The following is a 16,919-nucleotide window of genomic DNA, read 5'->3' on the forward strand; positions in this document are numbered from 1 at the left end:
AAAAGCATCCATGCGCGCTCTGCGGCGCGTGGATCGGGCGACGACAGGGGAGCGGAGAGGGGTGAAATATGTCTACACGCGCCGTTCAGCCGTCGTTCAGAGCCTGGGGCCTAGACCGTCGCTCATGACCCGGATACCTGCCTTCCTTCTCGCCGCCCTTCTCGCCGCCGCGCCCCTGTCCGCCGCGGCGCAGGATCGGGGTGAGCGCGGCCGGCCCTCGGCCGAACGCCGGGAAGAGGCTCCCCGCATCAGCGTCGGCGCCGCGGTCCAGCGCGCCTCGGCCGGACGGCCGGGCCGCTTCCTCGGCGCGAGCAATCGCGGCGACACGATCGTGGTGCGCTGGGAATATCCCGGCGGCCGCGTCGCCGACATCATGGTGGATGGCCGCACCGGCCGCGTGATTGGAGAACGCTGAATGCGCGTCTTGCTTGTCGAGGACGACGTTGACCTGTCGCGCCAGCTGAAGGGCGCCCTGTCCGACGCCGGCTATGCGGTGGATCACGCCGCCGATGGCGAGGAGGCGCATTTCCTCGGCGACACCGAACCCTATGACGTGGTCGTGCTCGACCTCGGCCTGCCGCGGATCGACGGCGCCTCCGTGCTGGAGCGCTGGCGCCGCGACGGCAAGACCACGCCGGTGCTCATCCTGACCGCCCGCGGGGCCTGGTCGGACAAGGTCGCCGGCTTCGACGCGGGCGCCGACGACTATCTGACCAAGCCCTTCCACACGGAGGAGCTGCTGGCCCGGCTGCGCGCTCTGCTGCGGCGTTCTGCGGGCATCGCCTCCTCGACCCTGGCCTGCGGCGGCCTCCGCCTCGACCCGCGCGCCGCCCGCGCCAGCGTCAACGGCGAACCCCTGCGCCTGACCTCGCTGGAATACCGGCTGCTGCACTATCTGATGATGCACCAGGGCCGGGTCATCAGCCGCACCGAACTGGTCGAGCACCTCTACGACCAGGACTTCGACCGCGACTCCAACACCATCGAGGTCTTCGTCGGGCGGCTGCGCAAGAAGATCGGTCCCGACCGGATCGAGACGGTGCGCGGCCTCGGCTACCGGCTCACGCCCCTGCCCGGGGAGAGCGAGGAGACGTGACGGACGGCTTGGGGGGCGCTGGGGAGACAGTTACGGCGGCGGCCGAACCCGGCGGCTGGGGTCGCTGGTTTGGCCGACCGGGCCGCAGCCTGACCCGGCGGCTGATCTGGCTCGCCTCCGCCTGGATCGTGCTGGCGCTGGTGCTGACCGGCTGGACCCTGACGAACCAGTATCAGGAATCGGCCCTGCGCCGGCTTGGCAATGTCCTGTCCGACACGATCGACGAGGTCGTCGTCGCCACCAACGCCGCCGCCGACGGGTCTCTGATCGTGGGCGAGGTGCGGGACGACCGCACCCTGCGCGCGCTGTCCGGCAAATACTGGGCCGTGGCCGAGCCGGGGGCGGACGGCCGGCTGCGCATCCTCGTACGCTCCCCGTCGCTGGCCGGCGAAAGCCTGACCATCCCCGACTCGCTGCCGGATCGCCTCGCCGCCGCCCGCGGCGCGACCATCAGCTACAACGATCCCGACGGCCTCCGCGCCCGGGGAGAAGGCCCCCTCGGCGTGCCGCTGCGCGTCGCCGCCAGCATGAAACAGCTCCCCGGCCGGACCCGGCCGGTGGTCTTCCTCGCCGGCATCGATCGCTCCAACATCGACAACGACACCCGCCAGTTCGCTACCTTCACCTGGACGGCCCTGCTGATCCTCGGCGTCGGCCTGGTCATCGCCGTCTTCCTGCAGGTGCAGATCGGCCTGCGCCCCCTCTACGCCCTGCGCAACGAGATCGCCGATGTCCGCAAGGGCCGCGCCGCCCGCGTCGCCCGCAGCTATCCGATGGAGATCCAGCCGCTGGCCGAACAGGTCAACCGCCTGCTGGACCAGAACCAGGAGACGGTCGAACGCCAGCGCACCCACGTCGGCAACCTCGCCCACGCGCTGAAGACCCCGCTGTCGGTCATGCTGTCCGAAGCCGGCTCGCAGACCGGGCCCCTGCCGGACCTGGTGCGACGGCAGACCGAGGTGATGAAGGCCCAGGTCGATCACCACCTGCGCCGCGCCCGCGCCGCCGCCCGGGCCCAGATGCTGGGCGAGCGGACACCCGTCGCCGAGGTGCTGGACGAAATGGCCGTGATGCTGGAGCGGGTGTTCAAGGACAAGGGCGTGGTGATCGACTGGCGCGCGCCCGACGAACTGGCCTTCCGCGGCGAACGCCAGGACCTCCAGGAACTGCTCGGCAACCTGCTCGAAAACGCCTGCAAATGGGCCGGACGCCGGGTGCGGGTCTCCGCCGGCGCGACCGGCCTGGGGCAGATGGTGGTGGTGGTCGAGGACGACGGTCCCGGCCTGCCCGAGGACCAGCGCGAGGCCGCCCTGCAGCGCGGCTCGCGCATGGACGAAACCACCCCGGGCTCGGGTCTGGGCCTGTCGATCGTCGTCGAGCTGACCCGCGCCTACGGCGGCCGGATCTCGCTGGCCGACAGCGATCTCGGCGGCCTCAAGGCCATTCTGGAACTGCCCGCGGCCGAGGCCTGACCGGCCCGGCGGATAGCCAATCTTAACCTCGAAGCGGCAGCATGGCCGCGGCCGGGCGTCAGCCGGTCGCGAGGGTTCTGAATGTCGGGGCTGACCGTCGCCCACCGCGCCGCGCTCGCCGCCCTGATCGGGCAGGCGCCCGACGACATGCTGACCAAGCTGTCGTCGGTGGCCGCCGCCCTGCCGGGCGAGCGGGCGCTGGAGCTGCGCGCCATGCTCGCCGATGAGACCCGCGAGCGGACCCGCCGTGGCCTTGTGTTCGCGCCGCTGCTGCCGATGTTCCGGCCGCGCCCCGACGGCGTCGAGGCGGTGGCCTTTCCCGCCGCCGTCCTGCCGCGTCTGTGGCAGGCCGCGGCGGCCCGCGAACCGGCGCTGTTGCCCAAGCTGGACCAGGACGGCCCGGTCGCCGTCGCCGTGGCCGACCGCATCTGCCTCGCCGCCGCCGCCGCCGTGCGCGACCGGCCGGAGCTGATCTGGCCCGCGGCGCTCGCGCCGGAGGATCGGGAACGCGGGCTGGCCGATCTCGCCGCCGCACTCGACCTGGCCCATCTGGCCCGCCGCGGCCTGCCGTCCCTCGACGTCTGGCTCAAGCGGCCCGACGGCGACCAGATCGCCGAGCTGCGCCTGCTGCTCAAGGACTGCGCCGACGTCCACCTCGACGGGGCCCAGCGGGTGCTGGAAATGCTGTTCCGCCATCTGGACGACGCGGTCCTGATCCTGCGCATCCTGACCCAGAGCTCGTGTTCGTCCGAACAGGAGACCTTCCTCAGCGCCTCGGAACTGGCCGGCTTCGTCGAGCGGCTGATCGCGGGCGTGGACCTGCGGGTGGCGCGGATCGCCGCCTTCCGTCCCGGCTCCGACCCGGCCGCCGTCGAAACGGTCATCGACGACCTGACCTGGTGCGCCAACGTCCTCGGCGAGCTGGACGTCACCCTGACCCTCAATCCGCTCAGCGTCTGGGGCAAGTCGGTGCGCGACGCGCGGGTCAGCCTCTCGGCCCAGCTGTCCGCCTTCTTGCGCGCCGCCGACCGGGCGGTCGACAAGGCCCTGCCGCTGGAGCGGATCCAGATCTCCGGCCGCATGACCCGCAAGGCCCCGCAGCTGACCGCCCCGGTCCAGGGCGAAACGGTTCAGGCGGCGCGCAGCCTGCTCAAGCTGGTCGGGGCGGTGCGGGGCCCGGCCTCGACCTTCGGCGCGGAATCCGATCGCAAGCGGCTGGTCGATTCCCTGACCGTCCGCCTGTCCGACTATGCCGAACAGGCGTTGCTCCTGGTCAACGACGGCGAGGCGCCGGACCCGGTCAACGCCCTTCGCCTGGTCGAGCTGGCCGCGCGCTGTCTGGACCTGATCGACGCCCGGCCCGTGGCCCGCACAGTGCGCCGCCGGGCCGCCGTCGCCGGTGCGGCCAAGAGCAGCGGCGCCAGCCCCTCGTCGCGGGCCGCCTGATCGGCTACATCGCGCGGCGATGACGATGTTCTGGATCATGACGGCGCTGATCGCGGCCCTCGCCGGCCTGCTGGTGCTGGCCGGCGCGCGGCGGGGCGTCGACGGCGGGGAGGTCGTGACCCCCGCCACCGCCTCCGCCGAACTGGCCGAACTGGATCGCCTCAAGGCCCGCGGCCTGCTCGACGACGCCAGCTGGACCGCCGCCCGCGCCGAGGCCGGGCGCCGCATCCTCTCGGCCGGGCGCGAGGCGGCGCCCGCCGTCGCCGGCGCCCGCGACCGCTTCTGGGTGCTGGGCGGCCTCGGCGCCACGGTCGCCGTCTCGGTCGCCCTCTACACCCTGCTGGGCGCCCCCGGCCTGCCCGACCAGTCGTGGGAGCGGCGCGTCGACCAGTGGGCGACCCAGCTCGACAGCCTCCAGCCGCCGCAGATCGCCGCCGTGGTGGCCCGGGTCGTCGACGAACGGCCCAATGACCATCAGGCCCTGACCATGCTCGGCGCCGCCCGGTTCGAGGCCGGCGACCCGCTCGGCGCCGCCTCCGCCTTCCGCCGCGCCGTGGCGGTGCGGCCCGCCGACGCCCAGAGCTGGGCCCGGCTGGGCGAGAGCCTCGTGCGCGCCAACCAGGGCGTGGCCGACGGCGACGCCGAGGCCGCGTTCCGCGAGGCCCTGCGGCTCGACCCCGGCCAGCTGGGCGCCCGCTACTTCCTCGGCGAGGCGGCGCTGGCCCGCGGCGAGACGGCCCGGGTGCGCGAGATGTGGCTGCCGCTGATCGCCGCCCTCGATCCCGCCGATCCTCGCCGCGTCGATCTCGAAGCCCGCCTGCCCGCCGGAGACGCCGCATGAGCTGGCTGCCGAAATCGCCCAAGGCGCGCCGCCGCCTGTGGGTCGTCGCCGCCGTGGCCCCGGTCCTGGCTCTGGCGGTCGGCCTGTCCCTGTTCGCCATGCGCGACAACGTCACCTTCTTCTTCTCGCCGTCCGAGGCCTCCGCCGAAAAGGCCCCGGCCGGCCGGGTCGTGCGGCTGGGCGGACTGGTCGAGGCCGGCAGCGTGGTTCACGACGGCTCGGGTCAGGTCGCCTTCGTCGTCACTGACAACGTCGCCACGACCCGGGTGGTCTATCGCGGCGACCTGCCGGACCTGTTCCGTGAAGGGCAGGGGGTGGTGGCCCAGGGCGCCTTCCAGCCCGACCGCAGCTTCCGCGCCACCCAGGTGCTGGCCAAGCACGACGAAACCTATATGCCGCGCGAGGTCGCCGACAGCCTCAAGGCCAAGGGCGAATGGCGGTCGGCCGCCGGGTCGACGTATCCGGGCGGCGCGGCGGACGCCTCGTGATCGTCGAAACGGGCGCCTTCGCCCTGATCCTCACCCTCGCCCTGGCGGTCCTGCAGACCGGCATGGCCGTGGCCGGACGCCTGCGCCGCAGCCCGGTGCTGGCCGGGGCCGCCGAGGGGGCGGCGATCGCCTCCGCCTTCGCTGTCGCCGTGGCCTTCGCGGCCCTGATCTTCGCCTTCGCCGTGTCGGACTTCTCGGTCGCCAACGTCGCCGCCAACAGCCACACCGACAAGCCGATGCTATACAAGGTGGCCGGAGCCTGGGGCAGTCACGAGGGCTCGCTGGTGCTCTGGTGCTTGGTCCAGACCGTCTTCGGCGCCGTTCTCGCCCGGGCCCGCAACCTGCCGTTCGGGCTGAAGACCTCGGCCGTCGCCGCCCAGGGCTTCCTAGGCGTGCTGTTCCTCGCCTTCGCCGTCTTCACCTCCAACCCGTTCGCGCGTCTCGACCCGGCCCCGTTCCAGGGCAATTCGCTGAACCCGCTGCTGCAGGACCCGGCGCTCGCCTTCCACCCGCCCTTCCTCTACGCCGGCTACGTCGGCTTCTCGGTCTGCTTCTCGCTCGCCGTCGCCGCCCTCGTCGAGGGCCGGGCCAACTCCGCCTTCTGGCCGGCCTGGGGGCGCTGGGTGCGGCCGTGGGCCCTCGCCAGCTGGGCCTTCCTGACCGTCGGCATCACCCTCGGCGCCTTCTGGGCCTATTACGAGCTGGGTTGGGGCGGCTGGTGGTTCTGGGATCCGGTCGAAAACGCCAGCTTCATGCCGTGGCTCGCCGGCGCGGCCCTGCTGCACTCTGCCGTGGTCACCGAGCGGCGCGGCGCCCTGGCCGGCTGGACCACCTTCCTCGCCCTCGCCGCCTTCACCTTCTCCATGCTCGGCGCCTTCCTCGTCCGCTCCGGCGTGCTGACCAGCGTCCACGCCTTCGCCGTCGATCCCGAGCGCGGCCTCATGCTGCTGGCCATTCTCGGCCTGACCGGCGGCCTGGCCTTCGGTCTGTTCGCCTGGCGCGCGCCGCAGTTGAAGGGCGGCGGCATGTTCGCCCCGGTCAGCCGCGAGGGCGCGCTGGTGCTGAACAACCTGTTCCTGACCGCCGCCTGCGCCACCGTCCTGCTCGGCACCCTCTATCCCTTGATCCTCGAGGCGGTGAACGGTTCGACCATCTCGGTCGGCCCGCCCTATTTCGCCCTGACCTTCGTCCCGCTGATGGCCGTGGCCTTCCTGATCCTGCCCGCCGGTCCGTTGCTGTCGTGGAAACGCGGCGACCTGATGGGCGTGACCCAGCGGCTGGCCGTCGCCGCCGGCCTCGCCATCCTGCTGGCGCTGCTGGGCTGGGCCCTGTTCGATCCGCGCAAGGCCCTGTCGGCGGCGGGCATCGGCCTCGGCGCCTGGCTGATCCTTGGGGCCCTGACCGAGACCGCCACCCGCATCCGCCTGTTCCGCGTCTCGCCGGGCGAGAGTCTGCGCCGGGCCGGCGGCCTGCCGCTCGGCGCCTGGGGCACGACCCTGGCCCACGCCGGCCTCGGCGTCTTCGTTCTCGGGGCGGTGGTCGAGACCGGCTATCGCGTCGAGGCGGCGCGGCCCCTCGCCATCGGCGAGACGGTCGTGGCCGGCCGCTGGGCCGTGCGCCTGGATTCCGTCGGCATCGTCGAGGGCCCTAATTATCTCGCCGAGCAGGGCCGGCTGACCGTCGCCCTGCGCTCCGGCGCGGCGCCGCGCGAGGTCACGGCCGAGCGCCGCTTCTTCCCGGCCGGCGGCCAGACCACCACCGAGGTCGGTCTCGACTTCCGTGGTCTCGACGACGTCTATGTCGTGCTGGGCGAGCGCGGCCGGACCGCAGCCGGCGAGCCGGCGTGGAACGTCCGCGTCTGGTGGAATCCGTGGGCCCGGCTGATCTTCCTTGGCCCCGCCATCATGGCGCTGGGCGGGGTTCTGTCGTTGATGGACCGCCGGCTGCGGCTGGCGGTCGGCCAGCGCAAGGCGGCGGCATGAGGCGCTCCCTGCGGATCACCTTCGCCAGCTTCAGCGCCGCCCTCGGCCTGATCGCGGGTGCCGCAATCGCCCAGGAGCCGCCCCCCGCGCCGGACCGCCCGCTGCCCGACGCCGCGCAGGAAGCCCGGGCCCAGGACCTGTTCGACGGCATCCGCTGCGTCGTCTGCCAGCACGAGGCCATCTCCGACAGCCCCGCCGGCATCGCCGCCGACATGCGCCAGCTGGTCCGCGAACAGGTCGCGGCCGGCCGCACCGATCAGCAGATCGAGCAGGACCTGGTCCGTCGCTATGGCGATTTCGTGCTGTTCCAGCCGCCGGTCCGCGCCGCCACCTGGCTGCTGTGGTTCGGCCCGATCGCGCTGATGGGCGCGGTCGCCGCGGCTCTGCTGTTGATGGTTCGCCGCCGCCGGGTCGAGGCCGCCCCGCTGTCGCCGGATGAAGAGGCCCGGCTGGCGGTTATTGTCGCAGAGGCCGGCGTTCGCCCCGATCCTGACGCAAAACCGTCTGACCACTAGGTCGCGGCGGGACCCTTTCCCCGCCCGAACGTTGGCCTTAGCGGCCACAGCCCTATATTGACGAACTGAACGGGCGCCCGCGCCCGGCAAAAGGATCGTACGAAACCCGATGATGAAGCGTAAGGAATTCATGCTTGGGGCCACGTTCGGCCTCGTCCTCGCGGCTGGCGCCACCGCCGGCGGCGTCATCGACTGGCCGACCGCCAATGCGGGCCCGGTCGGCGGCGTCTCCGGACGCCTGACCCCGAACGCCGGGGCGGGCGCCCTGGCGTTCGCTCCGCCGCAGGGCGCACCGCTCAGCTTCGCCGACATCTTCCAGCAGGTCGCCCCCGCCGTCGTGCAGATCGACGTCGAGGCCCCGGTGCAGCGCCCGCCTGACGGCATGCTGCGCATCCCCGGCATCCCCTTCGGCGTCCCCGTGCCGGAGCTGGAGGAGGGCGAGGAGCCGCCCACCTCGGCCGGCTCCGGATCCGGTTTCTTCATCTCCGCCGACGGCTTCATCGTCACCAACGCCCACGTGGTCGACAACGCCACCAAGATCACCGTGCGCCTGGCCGACCAGCGTGAACTCGACGCCCGCCTGATCGGGCGCGACGAGGCCACCGACCTGGCCGTCATCAAGGTCGAAGGCTCGGCCTTCCCGTTCGTCACCTTCGAGGAAGGGGCCCAGCCGCGCGTCGGCGACTGGGTCATCGCCGTCGGCAATCCGTTCGGTCTCGGCGGCACGGCGACCGCCGGCATCGTCTCGGCCCAGGGCCGCAACATCCCCGACCCGACGGCCCAGTACGTCGACTTCCTGCAGATCGACGCCGCCATCAACCGCGGCAACTCCGGCGGCCCGACCTTCGACATCTACGGTCGCGTCATCGGCGTGAACTCGGCCATCTACTCGCCGACCGGCAACTCCGTCGGCATCGGCTTCGCCATCCCCGCCTCGATCGCCAAGCCGGTCACCGACCAGCTGATGCGCAGCGGCACGGTCCAGCGCGGCTACGTCGGCCTCGGCCTGCGCACCTTCACCGCCGACCAGTGGGAGGCCTATGGCCTCGCCCGGGACTTCGAGGGGGCCTATGTCGAGAGCGTCACCGAGGGCGGACCGGCGGACCGGGCCGGTGCCCGGGTCGGCGATCTGCTGGTCGGCGTCAACGGCGAGGCGGTCGAGGACGGCACCGAGGCGACCCGCCGCGTCGGCGCCGCCAGGCCGGGCGAAACCATCCGTCTGGAGGTCATCCGCGACGGACGCCGCACGACCCTGAACGTCCGTTCCGGGACCCGGCCGTCGGAGTCCGAGCTTCGCGCCGCCGACGAACAGGGCGGCGGTCCGGCCGCCCCCGGCGAGCCCCCGGCCGCTCGCGGGGAGGAGGTCGAGGGCCTGACCGTCACGCCCCTCACCGCCGCCCTGCGGTCGCGCTACAGCCTCGCCGAGGGTGTCGAGGGCCTCGTCATCACCGACGTCGCCCGCGGCACGCCCGCCGCCAGGCTCGGTCTCCAGGCCGGCCTGGTCATCACCCAGGCCGATCGCATCCGGGTCCGCACGGCCGCCGAGCTGCGCACCGTCATCGAGACGGTCAAGCGCAGCGGCCGCCCCAGCGTGCTGATCTTCGTCCGCACGCCCCAGGGCACGGCGCCGCTCGCCCTCCCGTTCGCGGACGAGGAATAAGCGGATCGGGTTCTGACAAAGCGGTAACTGCCCCCATCGCCGCCGATGCGCTAACATCGGCGGCGATTTGCATTCGAGGGGCTGATTCCATGCGTATTCTGGTGGTCGAGGACGACGCCGAGGCCGCGACCGCCATGGTCCGCGGGCTGACCGAGGCCGGTCACGAACCGACCCACGCGGTCGACGGCGCCTTCGGCCTGCTGGAGGCCCAGAAGGGCGGCTACGACGTCTATGTCGTCGACCGCATGATGCCGCGCCTCGACGGCATCGGCATGGTCGAGACCCTGCGCAAGGACGGCGACCAGACGCCGGTGCTGTTCCTCTCCGCCCTCGGCGAGGTCGATGACCGCGTCGCCGGCCTGCGCGCCGGGGCCGACGACTATCTGGTCAAGCCCTACGCCTTCTCCGAACTGATCGCCCGCGTCGAGGCCCTGTCGCGCCGCCGCGAGACCGGCTCGGTCGCCACCATGCTCAAGGTCGGCGACCTCGAGATGAACCTGATCTCCCGCTCGGTGCATCGCGGCGGCAAGGAGATCGACCTTCAGCCGCGCGAATTCCAGCTGCTCGAGTTCCTGATGCGCCACGCCGGCCAGTCGGTCACCCGCACCATGCTGCTGGAGAAGGTCTGGGAATACCATTTCGACCCCCAGACCAATGTCATCGACGTCCATATCAGCCGCCTGCGCGCCAAGATCGACAAGGGCTTCGACCACGCCATGCTGCAGACCGTGCGCGGAGCGGGCTACCGGCTGGAGCCCTGACTTCAGCTCGTGAAACTCCCCTCCCTCCTTCGCCGCACGCCCTTCCGGCTGACGCTGCTGTTCCTCGCCCTGTTCGCGGCGGCGGCCAGCGCCATCCTCGCCTATGTCTATTTCGCCTCGGCCGCCGAGGCCCGGGTCAACGCCGAACGCGAGGTGCGCGGCGAGATGCAGGTGCTGCAGGGCATCTATGACGCGCGCGGCTTCGACGCCCTGAACCGCGCCCTGATCGACCGTTCCCTGTCGCGCAGCGCCTTCCTCTACCTCCTGCTCGACGAACAGGGTCGCACCACCACCGGCAGCCTCAGCCAGTCGCCGATCGCCGAGATGGAAGGCGAGCGCCAGTGGATCACCTTCCCCTTCACCGACACCGACGCCAACGGCCGCGTCACCCGGCCCCAGGTGCGTGGCGTCCAGGTGCGGCTGTCGGGCGGCGAGATGCTGTTCGTCGGCCGCTCGCTCGGCGACACCGAGGCCTATCTGGCGCGCCTGACCCAGGCGCTGTGGGGGGCCATGGGCATCGTCCTGCTGCTCGGCCTCGCCGGCGGCCTGCTGGTCAGCCGCAATCTCGAACGCTCGATGGGCCGGCTCAACCGGGTGGTCACGGCGGTCCAGGAGGGCGACCTCAAGGCCCGGGCCCCGGTGCGCAATTCCGGCGACGAACTGGACGAGCTGGGCGCCGGCCTCAACACCATGCTGGACCGGCTCGAGGGCTCGATGGCCTCGATCCGCCACGCCGGCGACGCCATCGCCCACGACCTGCGCTCGCCGCTCACCCGGATGCGGGCCAAGCTGGAGGTGTCGCTGATCGACGCCGAGGCCGGCAAGATCAACGGCGTCGACGCCCTGCAGCTGGCCCTCGACGAGGCCGACAGCCTGCTCAAGACCTTCAACACCGTCCTCGCCATCGCCCGGCTGCAGGCGGCGGCCGGCCGCACCCCGGACCCGCAACTGTTCGACGCCGCCGACCTCGCCGCCGACATGGCCGAGCTCTACGAACCCGCCGGCGAGAACAAGGGGCTGGAGTTCTCGGCCGAGATCGAGCGCGGCCTGATGGTCGAGGCCAACCGCCCCTTCCTCGCCCAGGCCCTCGCCAACGTCATCGACAACGCCATCAAATACACCTCGGTCGGCGGCGCCGTCATGCTGCGGGCCCGGCGGCGCAGCTCCGGCGAGATCGAATTCTCGGTCACCGACACCGGCCCCGGCGTGCCCGAGGCTGACCGCGAGCGGGTCACCCAGCGCTTCGTCCGGCTGGACAACAGCCGCACCGAGGCCGGCTCGGGCCTCGGCCTGTCGCTGGTCGCCGCCGTGATGGAGGCCCACGGCGGCCGGGTCCAGCTGGACGAGGGACCCGGCGAATACGGCGGCTTCGGTCCCGGCCTGCGCGTGGCCCTCGTGATCCCGCCGGCGGACCCGGCGTGAGCGAGGCCCTGGCCCCGCGGCTGACGCCTTGCGGCCCGGTCATCGACGTCGAGTCCGAAACCCGCGCCCGCGAACGTCTCTCCGAGGCCGCGGCCGAAGGCGGCTGGACCTCGACCCTCGACGGCTCCTGGCCTGCCCTCGCGCCGGTCTTCGCCGCTTCGCCCTATCTGTTCGGCCTCGCCCGGCGCTGGCCCGACGGCCTGCGCGCGGTGCTCGACGACGCGCCCGAGGCTCGTCTGGCCGCCATCCTCGCCGATACGGACGCCCTCGCCGGCGGCGCCGACGACCTGCGCGCCCCGCTGCGTCGGCTCAAGGGCCAGCTCCACCTGCTGACCGCCGTGGCCGACCTCGGCGGCGTCTGGGATCTCGACCAGGTCACCGGCGCGCTCAGCCGCTTCGCCGACGCGTCGGTCAACGCCGCCCTGCGCGCCGTCGCCCACGACCAGCGCGAGCGCGGCAAGCTGGTCAGCCCCGCCGACGATCCGCGCGGCCCCGTCCCCGGCCTGTTCGGCCTCGCCATGGGCAAGCACGGCGCCTATGAGCTCAACTATTCTTCCGACATCGACATCAGCCTGTTCTGGGAGCCCGACGCCCTGATCCCGGCCCTCGCCGAAGGCGTCGAGCCGCAGCGTTTCGTCGACCGCCTGGCCCAGGCGCTGGCGACCCTGATGCAGGAGCGGACGGGCGACGGCTATGTCTTCCGCGTCGACCTGCGGCTGCGCCCCGATCCGTCCTCGACCCCGCCGGTCGTCGCCGCCCCCATGGCCCTGGCCTACTATGAGAGCGTCGGTCAGAACTGGGAGCGCGCCGCCTTCATCAAGGCCCGCGCCGTGCTCGGCGACGTCGGCGCGGGGCGCGACTTTCTCGAGGCCCTGATCCCCTTCATCTGGCGCCGCAGCCTCGACTATCCGGCCATCCTCGACATCCAGTCGATCAAGCGCCAGATCCACGTCCACAAGACGGGCGAGGGGCTCGAAGCCGCCGGGGCCAATCTGAAGCTCGGCCGCGGCGGCATCCGCGAGATCGAATTCTTCGCCCAGACCCAGCAGCTGATCCTCGGCGGCCGCGACCCCGGTCTGCGCGCGCCGCGGACGGTCGAGGCCCTCGCCGCCCTGCGCGACGCCGGCCACGTCGACCCCGACGCCTGCACCGAACTGACCGCCGCCTACATCGCCCTGCGCGGGCTCGAACATCGCGTGCAGATGCTCGACGACGAGCAGACCCACACCCTGCCGGTCGAGGCCGGAGCCCGCGCCCGGGTGGCGGCGCTGGCGGGCGAGGCGGAGCTCTCCGTCTTCGACGCCCGGGTCGAGGCCCTGCTGGTCAGGGTCAACCAGCGTTATGGCGAGCTGTTCGAGGGTGGCGAGGAACTGTCGTCGCCGTGGGGCTCGCTGGTCTTCACCGGCGTCGAGAACGATCCCGAGACGCTGGCGACCCTCGCCCGCATGGGCTTTTCCGAGCCGGCCGCCGTGGCCGACACCATCCGCGGCTGGCATCACGGTCGCATCCCCGCCACCCGCGCCGCGCGTGGCCGCGAGCTGTTCACCCGCCTCGCCCCCCGGCTGCTGACCGCCCTCGCCGACACCGGCGCCGCCGACGCCGCCTTCCGCCGCTTCGCCGTCTTCTTCTCCGCCCTCAGCGGCGGGGTCCAGGTCCAGGCCCTGTTCCTCGCCCAGCCGAAACTGTTCGACCTCGTGGTCGGGGTCATGGCCTTCGCCCCCCGCCTCGCCCGCACCCTCGGCCGCTATCCCGCCGCGCTGGACAGCATGCTGGACGCCCGCTTCGCCCGCCCGATCGAGGAAGACACCGGCGTCGCCGACCAGATCCGGCGCGAAGCCGCCGAGGCCCCCGACTTCGAGACCGCGATGAACGCGGTACGCCGGCTGCACCGGGAACAGATGTTCCGCATCGGCGTCCAGACCCTGACCGGCCGCGCCGGACCGGAGGCCGCCGGCCGCGCCTACACCGCCCTCGCCGACGCCAGTCTCGGCGCCCTCGCCCCCCCCGCCATGGGCGAGACGATCCGCCAGGGCGGGGCGCTCGGGGGCGGCCAGGTCGCCGTCCTCGCCCTCGGCAAGGCTGGCTCGCGCGAGATGACCGCGACCTCGGACCTCGACCTGATGACCGTCTATGACGCCCCGGCTGACGCGGTGTCTGGCGACAAGGAGTGGGCGGCCGGGGTCTTCTATTCGCGCTTCACCCAGCGGCTGATCGCGGCCCTGTCGGCGCACACCGCCGAAGGCGGGCTGTACGAGGTCGACATGCGGCTGCGCCCCGGCGCGGCCAAGGGCCCGGTGTCGCTGCGCCTGTCGGCGGTCGAGGACTATTACGCGACCGAGGCCGACACATGGGAGTTCATGGCCCTGACCCGCGCCCGCGTCATCTGGGCCGACAGCCCGGCCTTCGCCGCCCGGGTTTCGGCCTCGCTTGAGGGGATCCTGCGCCATCCCCGTCCGGGCGTCAGCTTCGCCGCCGACGCCCGGCGGATGCGCGACCGCATGGCGCGCCAGCGCCCGCCGCAGGGCCACTGGGACGTCAAACTCGCCCCCGGCGGCCAGGTCGACGCCGAGTTCGTCGCCCAGGTCCGCCAGCTCCGGCGCGCCCGGGAAGGCGGGCCGATGACCTCCTCGACCCTTCAGGCCCTGGCCGACGATCCCGAACTGGCCGAGGCTTGGCGGCTGCAGCAGGCCCTCAGCCAGATCCTCGGCGCCGCCTTCGACGAGCGGCCCGATCCGGACCAGGAGCCGGAGGGCTTCCGCGCGCGCCTCGCCAAGGCCGCCGGCTTCGCCGACTACGACGCGCTCAAGGCCGGCCTGGCCGAGGCCCGCGAGGCGGCGCGCGAGGCCTATGAGGCCGCCCTGCCGCCGGTCGGCGACGGAGACTGACGCCAACCGCGTTTCACTCTCCAGACAGGGATGCACGGCCGCCCGAGCGGCCACGGAGACATCGAGATGAAGAAGACCCTTCTGGCCGGCGGACTCGCCGCCCTGGCCATCGCCGCCGCCGGCGGCGTCGCCGTCGCCCAGCAATCGCCCGAGCGCCCGCACGCGCGCGGCCTGCGCGCCGACGCTAATGCCGATCAGCGCCTCAGCCAGGCCGAGTTCGTCGGCGCTCGCGTCGACCGCCTCGCCGCCGCTGATGCGGACCGCGACGGCTCGGTCACGCCGGACGAGATGCGCGCCGCCGCCCAGGCCCGTCACGCCCAACGCGCCGACGCCCGCTTCGACCGGCTGGACGCCGACAACGACGGCTCCATCAGCAAGGCCGAGTTCGAAGCCCGCCGCGAGGCCCGCGCCGAACGCGGACCGCGTCCCGAGCGCGCTTATCGCGGCCCCGGTCGTCGCGCCGGCCGCGCCGAGCGGGCCGAGACCCGCGGTCCGATCGTGATCGCCGAGGCTCGCACCCGGGCCGAAGCCGCCTTCGCCCGCCTCGACGCCGACAGCGACGGCTTCATCACCACCGCCGAGCGCCAGGCGGCCCACGCCGACCGTCGCGAACGCATGTCGGAACGCCGCGAGGCCCGTCGCGCGCAACAGGCGTCGCCTTCGGCGCCCGCTTCGGAGTAAGCAGATGACGGGCGCGGCGGTCCTCGACCTTCCCGGCCTTGCTGGAACCTTTGCAAGAGGCCGGATGGCGAGCTTCGCCGACCCCGATGAGGATCTGGTGCGCCGCGTGGGTCAGGGCGACCCCGCGGCCATCCAGGCCATGGTCGCGCGCAAGCTGCCACGCATGCTGGCCCTCGCCCAGCGCATGCTCGGCGACCCGGTCGAGGCCGAGGACGTCGCCCAGGACGCCCTGCTGCGGGCCTGGCGTCAGGCCCCGCGCTGGGTCCCGGGCAAGGCGAAGTTCGACACCTGGCTGCACCGGGTGGCGCTCAACCTCTGCTACGATCGGCTGAGACGGCGGCGCGAGGTGCCGACCGACGCCCTGCCCGAACGGCCCGACGAGGGCCCGGCGCCGGATCGCGGTCTGATCGCCGCCGACACCGGGGCGGCGGTCAACGCCGCCCTGGCCCGCTTGCCCGACCGCCAGCGCGAGGCCATCGTGCTGTGTCACTATCAGGAACTGACCAATATCGAGGCCGCCGGCCTGATGGAGGTCAGCATCGAGGCTCTGGAGAGCCTGCTGTCGCGGGGACGGCGGGCCTTGAGACTGGCGCTGGCCGATCACCGGTCCGGTGCCGAAGGAGTAGGATCATGATGACGGCGGAACGCTTTCTCGCCCTGACCGCCGCCTATGGCGCCGACCGGCGTCGCTGGCCGGACGGCGAACGCGCGGCGGCCGAGGCCTTCGTCGTCGCCCGGGACGACCTGGCCCGCCCGGCCCTGGCCGAAGCCGATGCGATCGACGCCCTGCTGCATCGGTCCGCGACCCCGCAGGTCTCCATGGCCCTGCGCGACCGGGTGCTGGCCGCCGCCACCTCGGCCGGGGGCAAGGTGGGACGCACCGGCCGGGTGTGGATCGATCGCCTGTCGCTGGCCCTCGGCGCCGGCTGGGCCGCGGCCGCCTGCGCCGGCGTCGTCGCCGGCGTCGTGCTGACCGGCCACGTCACCGCCGACCTCCAGGCCGACGCCGTGCTGTATCAGGCCTCGCTTCTGGCCATCGACGACACGGAGGTGCTCGGTTGAGCTCCAGGACCCTCAAGATCGCGCTGGCCGCGTCGGTCGCGCTGAACCTGTTCGCCGTCGCCGCCGGGGCGACGCTGCTGATCAATCGGGAACGGGTGGAGAGCCAGGCCGAGGCCCAGCAGACGCCCGGCCGCACCCGATCGCCGATGGGCCTCGTCGGACGGCTGAGCCCCGAGGTTCAGCCGGCGGTTCGCCAGACGCTTCGATCCGCCGCCCTGTCGGCCCGCCCCGACTTCGAGGAAGCTCGCGGCAAACGACGCGAGGCCCTGGCTCTGGCCCGCTCGCCCGAGTTCGACTCCGCCCGGCTGACCGCCCTGCTCGATCAATCCCGCGCCGCCGAACTGCGCGGTCGCCGGCATCTGGAGGTCGAGGCCGTCACCCTGCTGTCGGAGCTGACGCCGGCCGACCGGGTGATCCTGGCCGAAATTCTCGCCCGCAAGCGCGGCGGCGGCGCGATGGGCGAAAGGCCGGCTCCGGCCAACTGAGGTCTAGGTTCTGGACTCATAAGCCCTGAGCCAGAGGCGTGTTGAGGCGAGCAGGACGGCGGCGAGGAAGTTGCGGGCCAGCTTGTCGAAGCGGGTGGCGATGCGGCGGAAGTGCTTGAGCTT

Annotated in this window: 16 protein-coding genes and 1 pseudogene; 16 read left to right on the plus strand and 1 reads right to left on the minus strand. The window is 72.8% G+C overall.

The features are described from left to right. Nucleotides 1-124 precede the first annotated feature (124 nt). From ACK4JY_RS13880 to ACK4JY_RS13955, 16 genes are all read left to right on the plus strand, one after another. Complete coding sequence (locus ACK4JY_RS13880) at nt 125-415, plus strand: hypothetical protein (protein WP_409606681.1); 291 nt, start codon at nt 125-127, stop codon at nt 413-415. Next, nucleotides 416-1,096 carry a response regulator transcription factor gene (locus ACK4JY_RS13885; RefSeq protein WP_409606683.1) on the plus strand — a complete coding sequence of 227 codons (681 nt, stop codon included), beginning with the start codon at nt 416-418 and terminating at the stop codon, nt 1,094-1,096. Beyond that, a complete protein-coding gene (locus ACK4JY_RS13890) occupies nt 1,093-2,568 on the plus strand; it encodes a sensor histidine kinase (RefSeq protein ID WP_409606685.1) in 1,476 nt (491 codons plus the stop codon). The genes ACK4JY_RS13885 and ACK4JY_RS13890 overlap by 4 nt, the downstream gene beginning before the upstream one ends. Nucleotides 2,569-2,649: 81 nt before the next feature. Then, nucleotides 2,650-4,014 (plus strand): hypothetical protein, encoded by a 1,365-nt coding sequence (locus tag ACK4JY_RS13895; RefSeq protein ID WP_409606687.1) that lies wholly within the window; start codon nt 2,650-2,652, stop codon nt 4,012-4,014. Between the two features lie 19 nt (nt 4,015-4,033). Beyond that, complete coding sequence (ccmI, locus tag ACK4JY_RS13900) at nt 4,034-4,855, plus strand: c-type cytochrome biogenesis protein CcmI (protein WP_409606688.1); 822 nt, start codon at nt 4,034-4,036, stop codon at nt 4,853-4,855. Then, nucleotides 4,852-5,343 (plus strand): cytochrome c maturation protein CcmE, encoded by a 492-nt coding sequence (gene ccmE, locus ACK4JY_RS13905; protein WP_409606690.1) that lies wholly within the window; start codon nt 4,852-4,854, stop codon nt 5,341-5,343. The genes ccmI and ccmE overlap by 4 nt, the downstream gene beginning before the upstream one ends. Beyond that, nucleotides 5,340-7,325, plus strand: a complete 1,986-nt coding sequence (locus tag ACK4JY_RS13910; protein WP_409606692.1) for a heme lyase CcmF/NrfE family subunit — start codon at nt 5,340-5,342, stop codon at nt 7,323-7,325. The genes ccmE and ACK4JY_RS13910 overlap by 4 nt, the downstream gene beginning before the upstream one ends. Next, entirely contained in the window at nt 7,322-7,840 is a 519-nt protein-coding gene (locus tag ACK4JY_RS13915; protein WP_409606694.1) for a cytochrome c-type biogenesis protein CcmH, read from the plus strand. The genes ACK4JY_RS13910 and ACK4JY_RS13915 overlap by 4 nt, the downstream gene beginning before the upstream one ends. A 109-nt stretch (nt 7,841-7,949) precedes the next feature. Next, entirely contained in the window at nt 7,950-9,500 is a 1,551-nt protein-coding gene (locus tag ACK4JY_RS13920) for a trypsin-like peptidase domain-containing protein (RefSeq protein ID WP_409606696.1), read from the plus strand. Nucleotides 9,501-9,589: 89 nt separating this feature from the next. Next, the gene (locus tag ACK4JY_RS13925; protein WP_409606698.1) at nt 9,590-10,261 is read left to right on the plus strand and encodes a response regulator transcription factor; all 672 of its coding nucleotides are present in this window, start codon (nt 9,590-9,592) and stop codon (nt 10,259-10,261) included. Between the two features lie 9 nt (nt 10,262-10,270). After that, nucleotides 10,271-11,683 (plus strand): ATP-binding protein, encoded by a 1,413-nt coding sequence (locus ACK4JY_RS13930; RefSeq protein WP_409606700.1) that lies wholly within the window; start codon nt 10,271-10,273, stop codon nt 11,681-11,683. Then, nucleotides 11,680-14,568, plus strand: a complete 2,889-nt coding sequence (locus ACK4JY_RS13935; RefSeq protein ID WP_409606702.1) for a bifunctional [glutamine synthetase] adenylyltransferase/[glutamine synthetase]-adenylyl-L-tyrosine phosphorylase — start codon at nt 11,680-11,682, stop codon at nt 14,566-14,568. Before ACK4JY_RS13930 ends, ACK4JY_RS13935 begins: the two co-directional genes overlap by 4 nt. 66 nt (nt 14,569-14,634) lie before the next feature. Then, nucleotides 14,635-15,249, plus strand: coding sequence for an EF-hand domain-containing protein (locus tag ACK4JY_RS13940; protein ID WP_409606704.1), 615 nt, complete (start codon nt 14,635-14,637; stop codon nt 15,247-15,249). Nucleotides 15,250-15,313: 64 nt separating this feature from the next. Continuing rightward, nucleotides 15,314-15,883 carry an RNA polymerase sigma factor gene (locus ACK4JY_RS13945; protein ID WP_409606706.1) on the plus strand — a complete coding sequence of 190 codons (570 nt, stop codon included), beginning with the start codon at nt 15,314-15,316 and terminating at the stop codon, nt 15,881-15,883. After that, complete coding sequence (locus tag ACK4JY_RS13950; protein WP_409606708.1) at nt 15,880-16,311, plus strand: hypothetical protein; 432 nt, start codon at nt 15,880-15,882, stop codon at nt 16,309-16,311. Before ACK4JY_RS13945 ends, ACK4JY_RS13950 begins: the two co-directional genes overlap by 4 nt. Further along, the gene (locus ACK4JY_RS13955; protein WP_409606710.1) at nt 16,308-16,796 is read left to right on the plus strand and encodes a periplasmic heavy metal sensor; all 489 of its coding nucleotides are present in this window, start codon (nt 16,308-16,310) and stop codon (nt 16,794-16,796) included. The genes ACK4JY_RS13950 and ACK4JY_RS13955 overlap by 4 nt, the downstream gene beginning before the upstream one ends. A 3-nt stretch (nt 16,797-16,799) precedes the next feature. Here ACK4JY_RS13955 and ACK4JY_RS13960 read toward each other — a convergent pair. Continuing rightward, nucleotides 16,800-16,919 (minus strand): annotated as a pseudogene (locus ACK4JY_RS13960) (IS5/IS1182 family transposase); the annotation flags it as partial.

The organism is Brevundimonas sp., from assembly GCF_046295595.1.
Taxonomy (GTDB): domain Bacteria; phylum Pseudomonadota; class Alphaproteobacteria; order Caulobacterales; family Caulobacteraceae; genus Brevundimonas.

Bases quoted from the DNA above. Each gene is read 5' to 3' on its own strand.
- ACK4JY_RS13880 (WP_409606681.1), top strand. From the start codon at position 125: ATGACCCGGATACCTGCCTTCCTTCTCGCCGCCCTTCTCGCCGCCGCG.
- ACK4JY_RS13885 (WP_409606683.1), top strand. From the start codon at position 416: ATGCGCGTCTTGCTTGTCGAGGACGACGTTGACCTGTCGCGCCAGCTG.
- ACK4JY_RS13895 (WP_409606687.1), top strand. From the start codon at position 2,650: ATGTCGGGGCTGACCGTCGCCCACCGCGCCGCGCTCGCCGCCCTGATC.
- ccmI (WP_409606688.1), top strand. From the start codon at position 4,034: ATGACGATGTTCTGGATCATGACGGCGCTGATCGCGGCCCTCGCCGGC.
- ccmE (WP_409606690.1), top strand. From the start codon at position 4,852: ATGAGCTGGCTGCCGAAATCGCCCAAGGCGCGCCGCCGCCTGTGGGTC.
- ACK4JY_RS13915 (WP_409606694.1), top strand. From the start codon at position 7,322: ATGAGGCGCTCCCTGCGGATCACCTTCGCCAGCTTCAGCGCCGCCCTC.
- ACK4JY_RS13920 (WP_409606696.1), top strand. From the start codon at position 7,950: ATGATGAAGCGTAAGGAATTCATGCTTGGGGCCACGTTCGGCCTCGTC.
- ACK4JY_RS13925 (WP_409606698.1), top strand. From the start codon at position 9,590: ATGCGTATTCTGGTGGTCGAGGACGACGCCGAGGCCGCGACCGCCATG.
- ACK4JY_RS13940 (WP_409606704.1), top strand. From the start codon at position 14,635: ATGAAGAAGACCCTTCTGGCCGGCGGACTCGCCGCCCTGGCCATCGCC.
- ACK4JY_RS13945 (WP_409606706.1), top strand. From the start codon at position 15,314: ATGGCGAGCTTCGCCGACCCCGATGAGGATCTGGTGCGCCGCGTGGGT.
- ACK4JY_RS13950 (WP_409606708.1), top strand. From the start codon at position 15,880: ATGATGACGGCGGAACGCTTTCTCGCCCTGACCGCCGCCTATGGCGCC.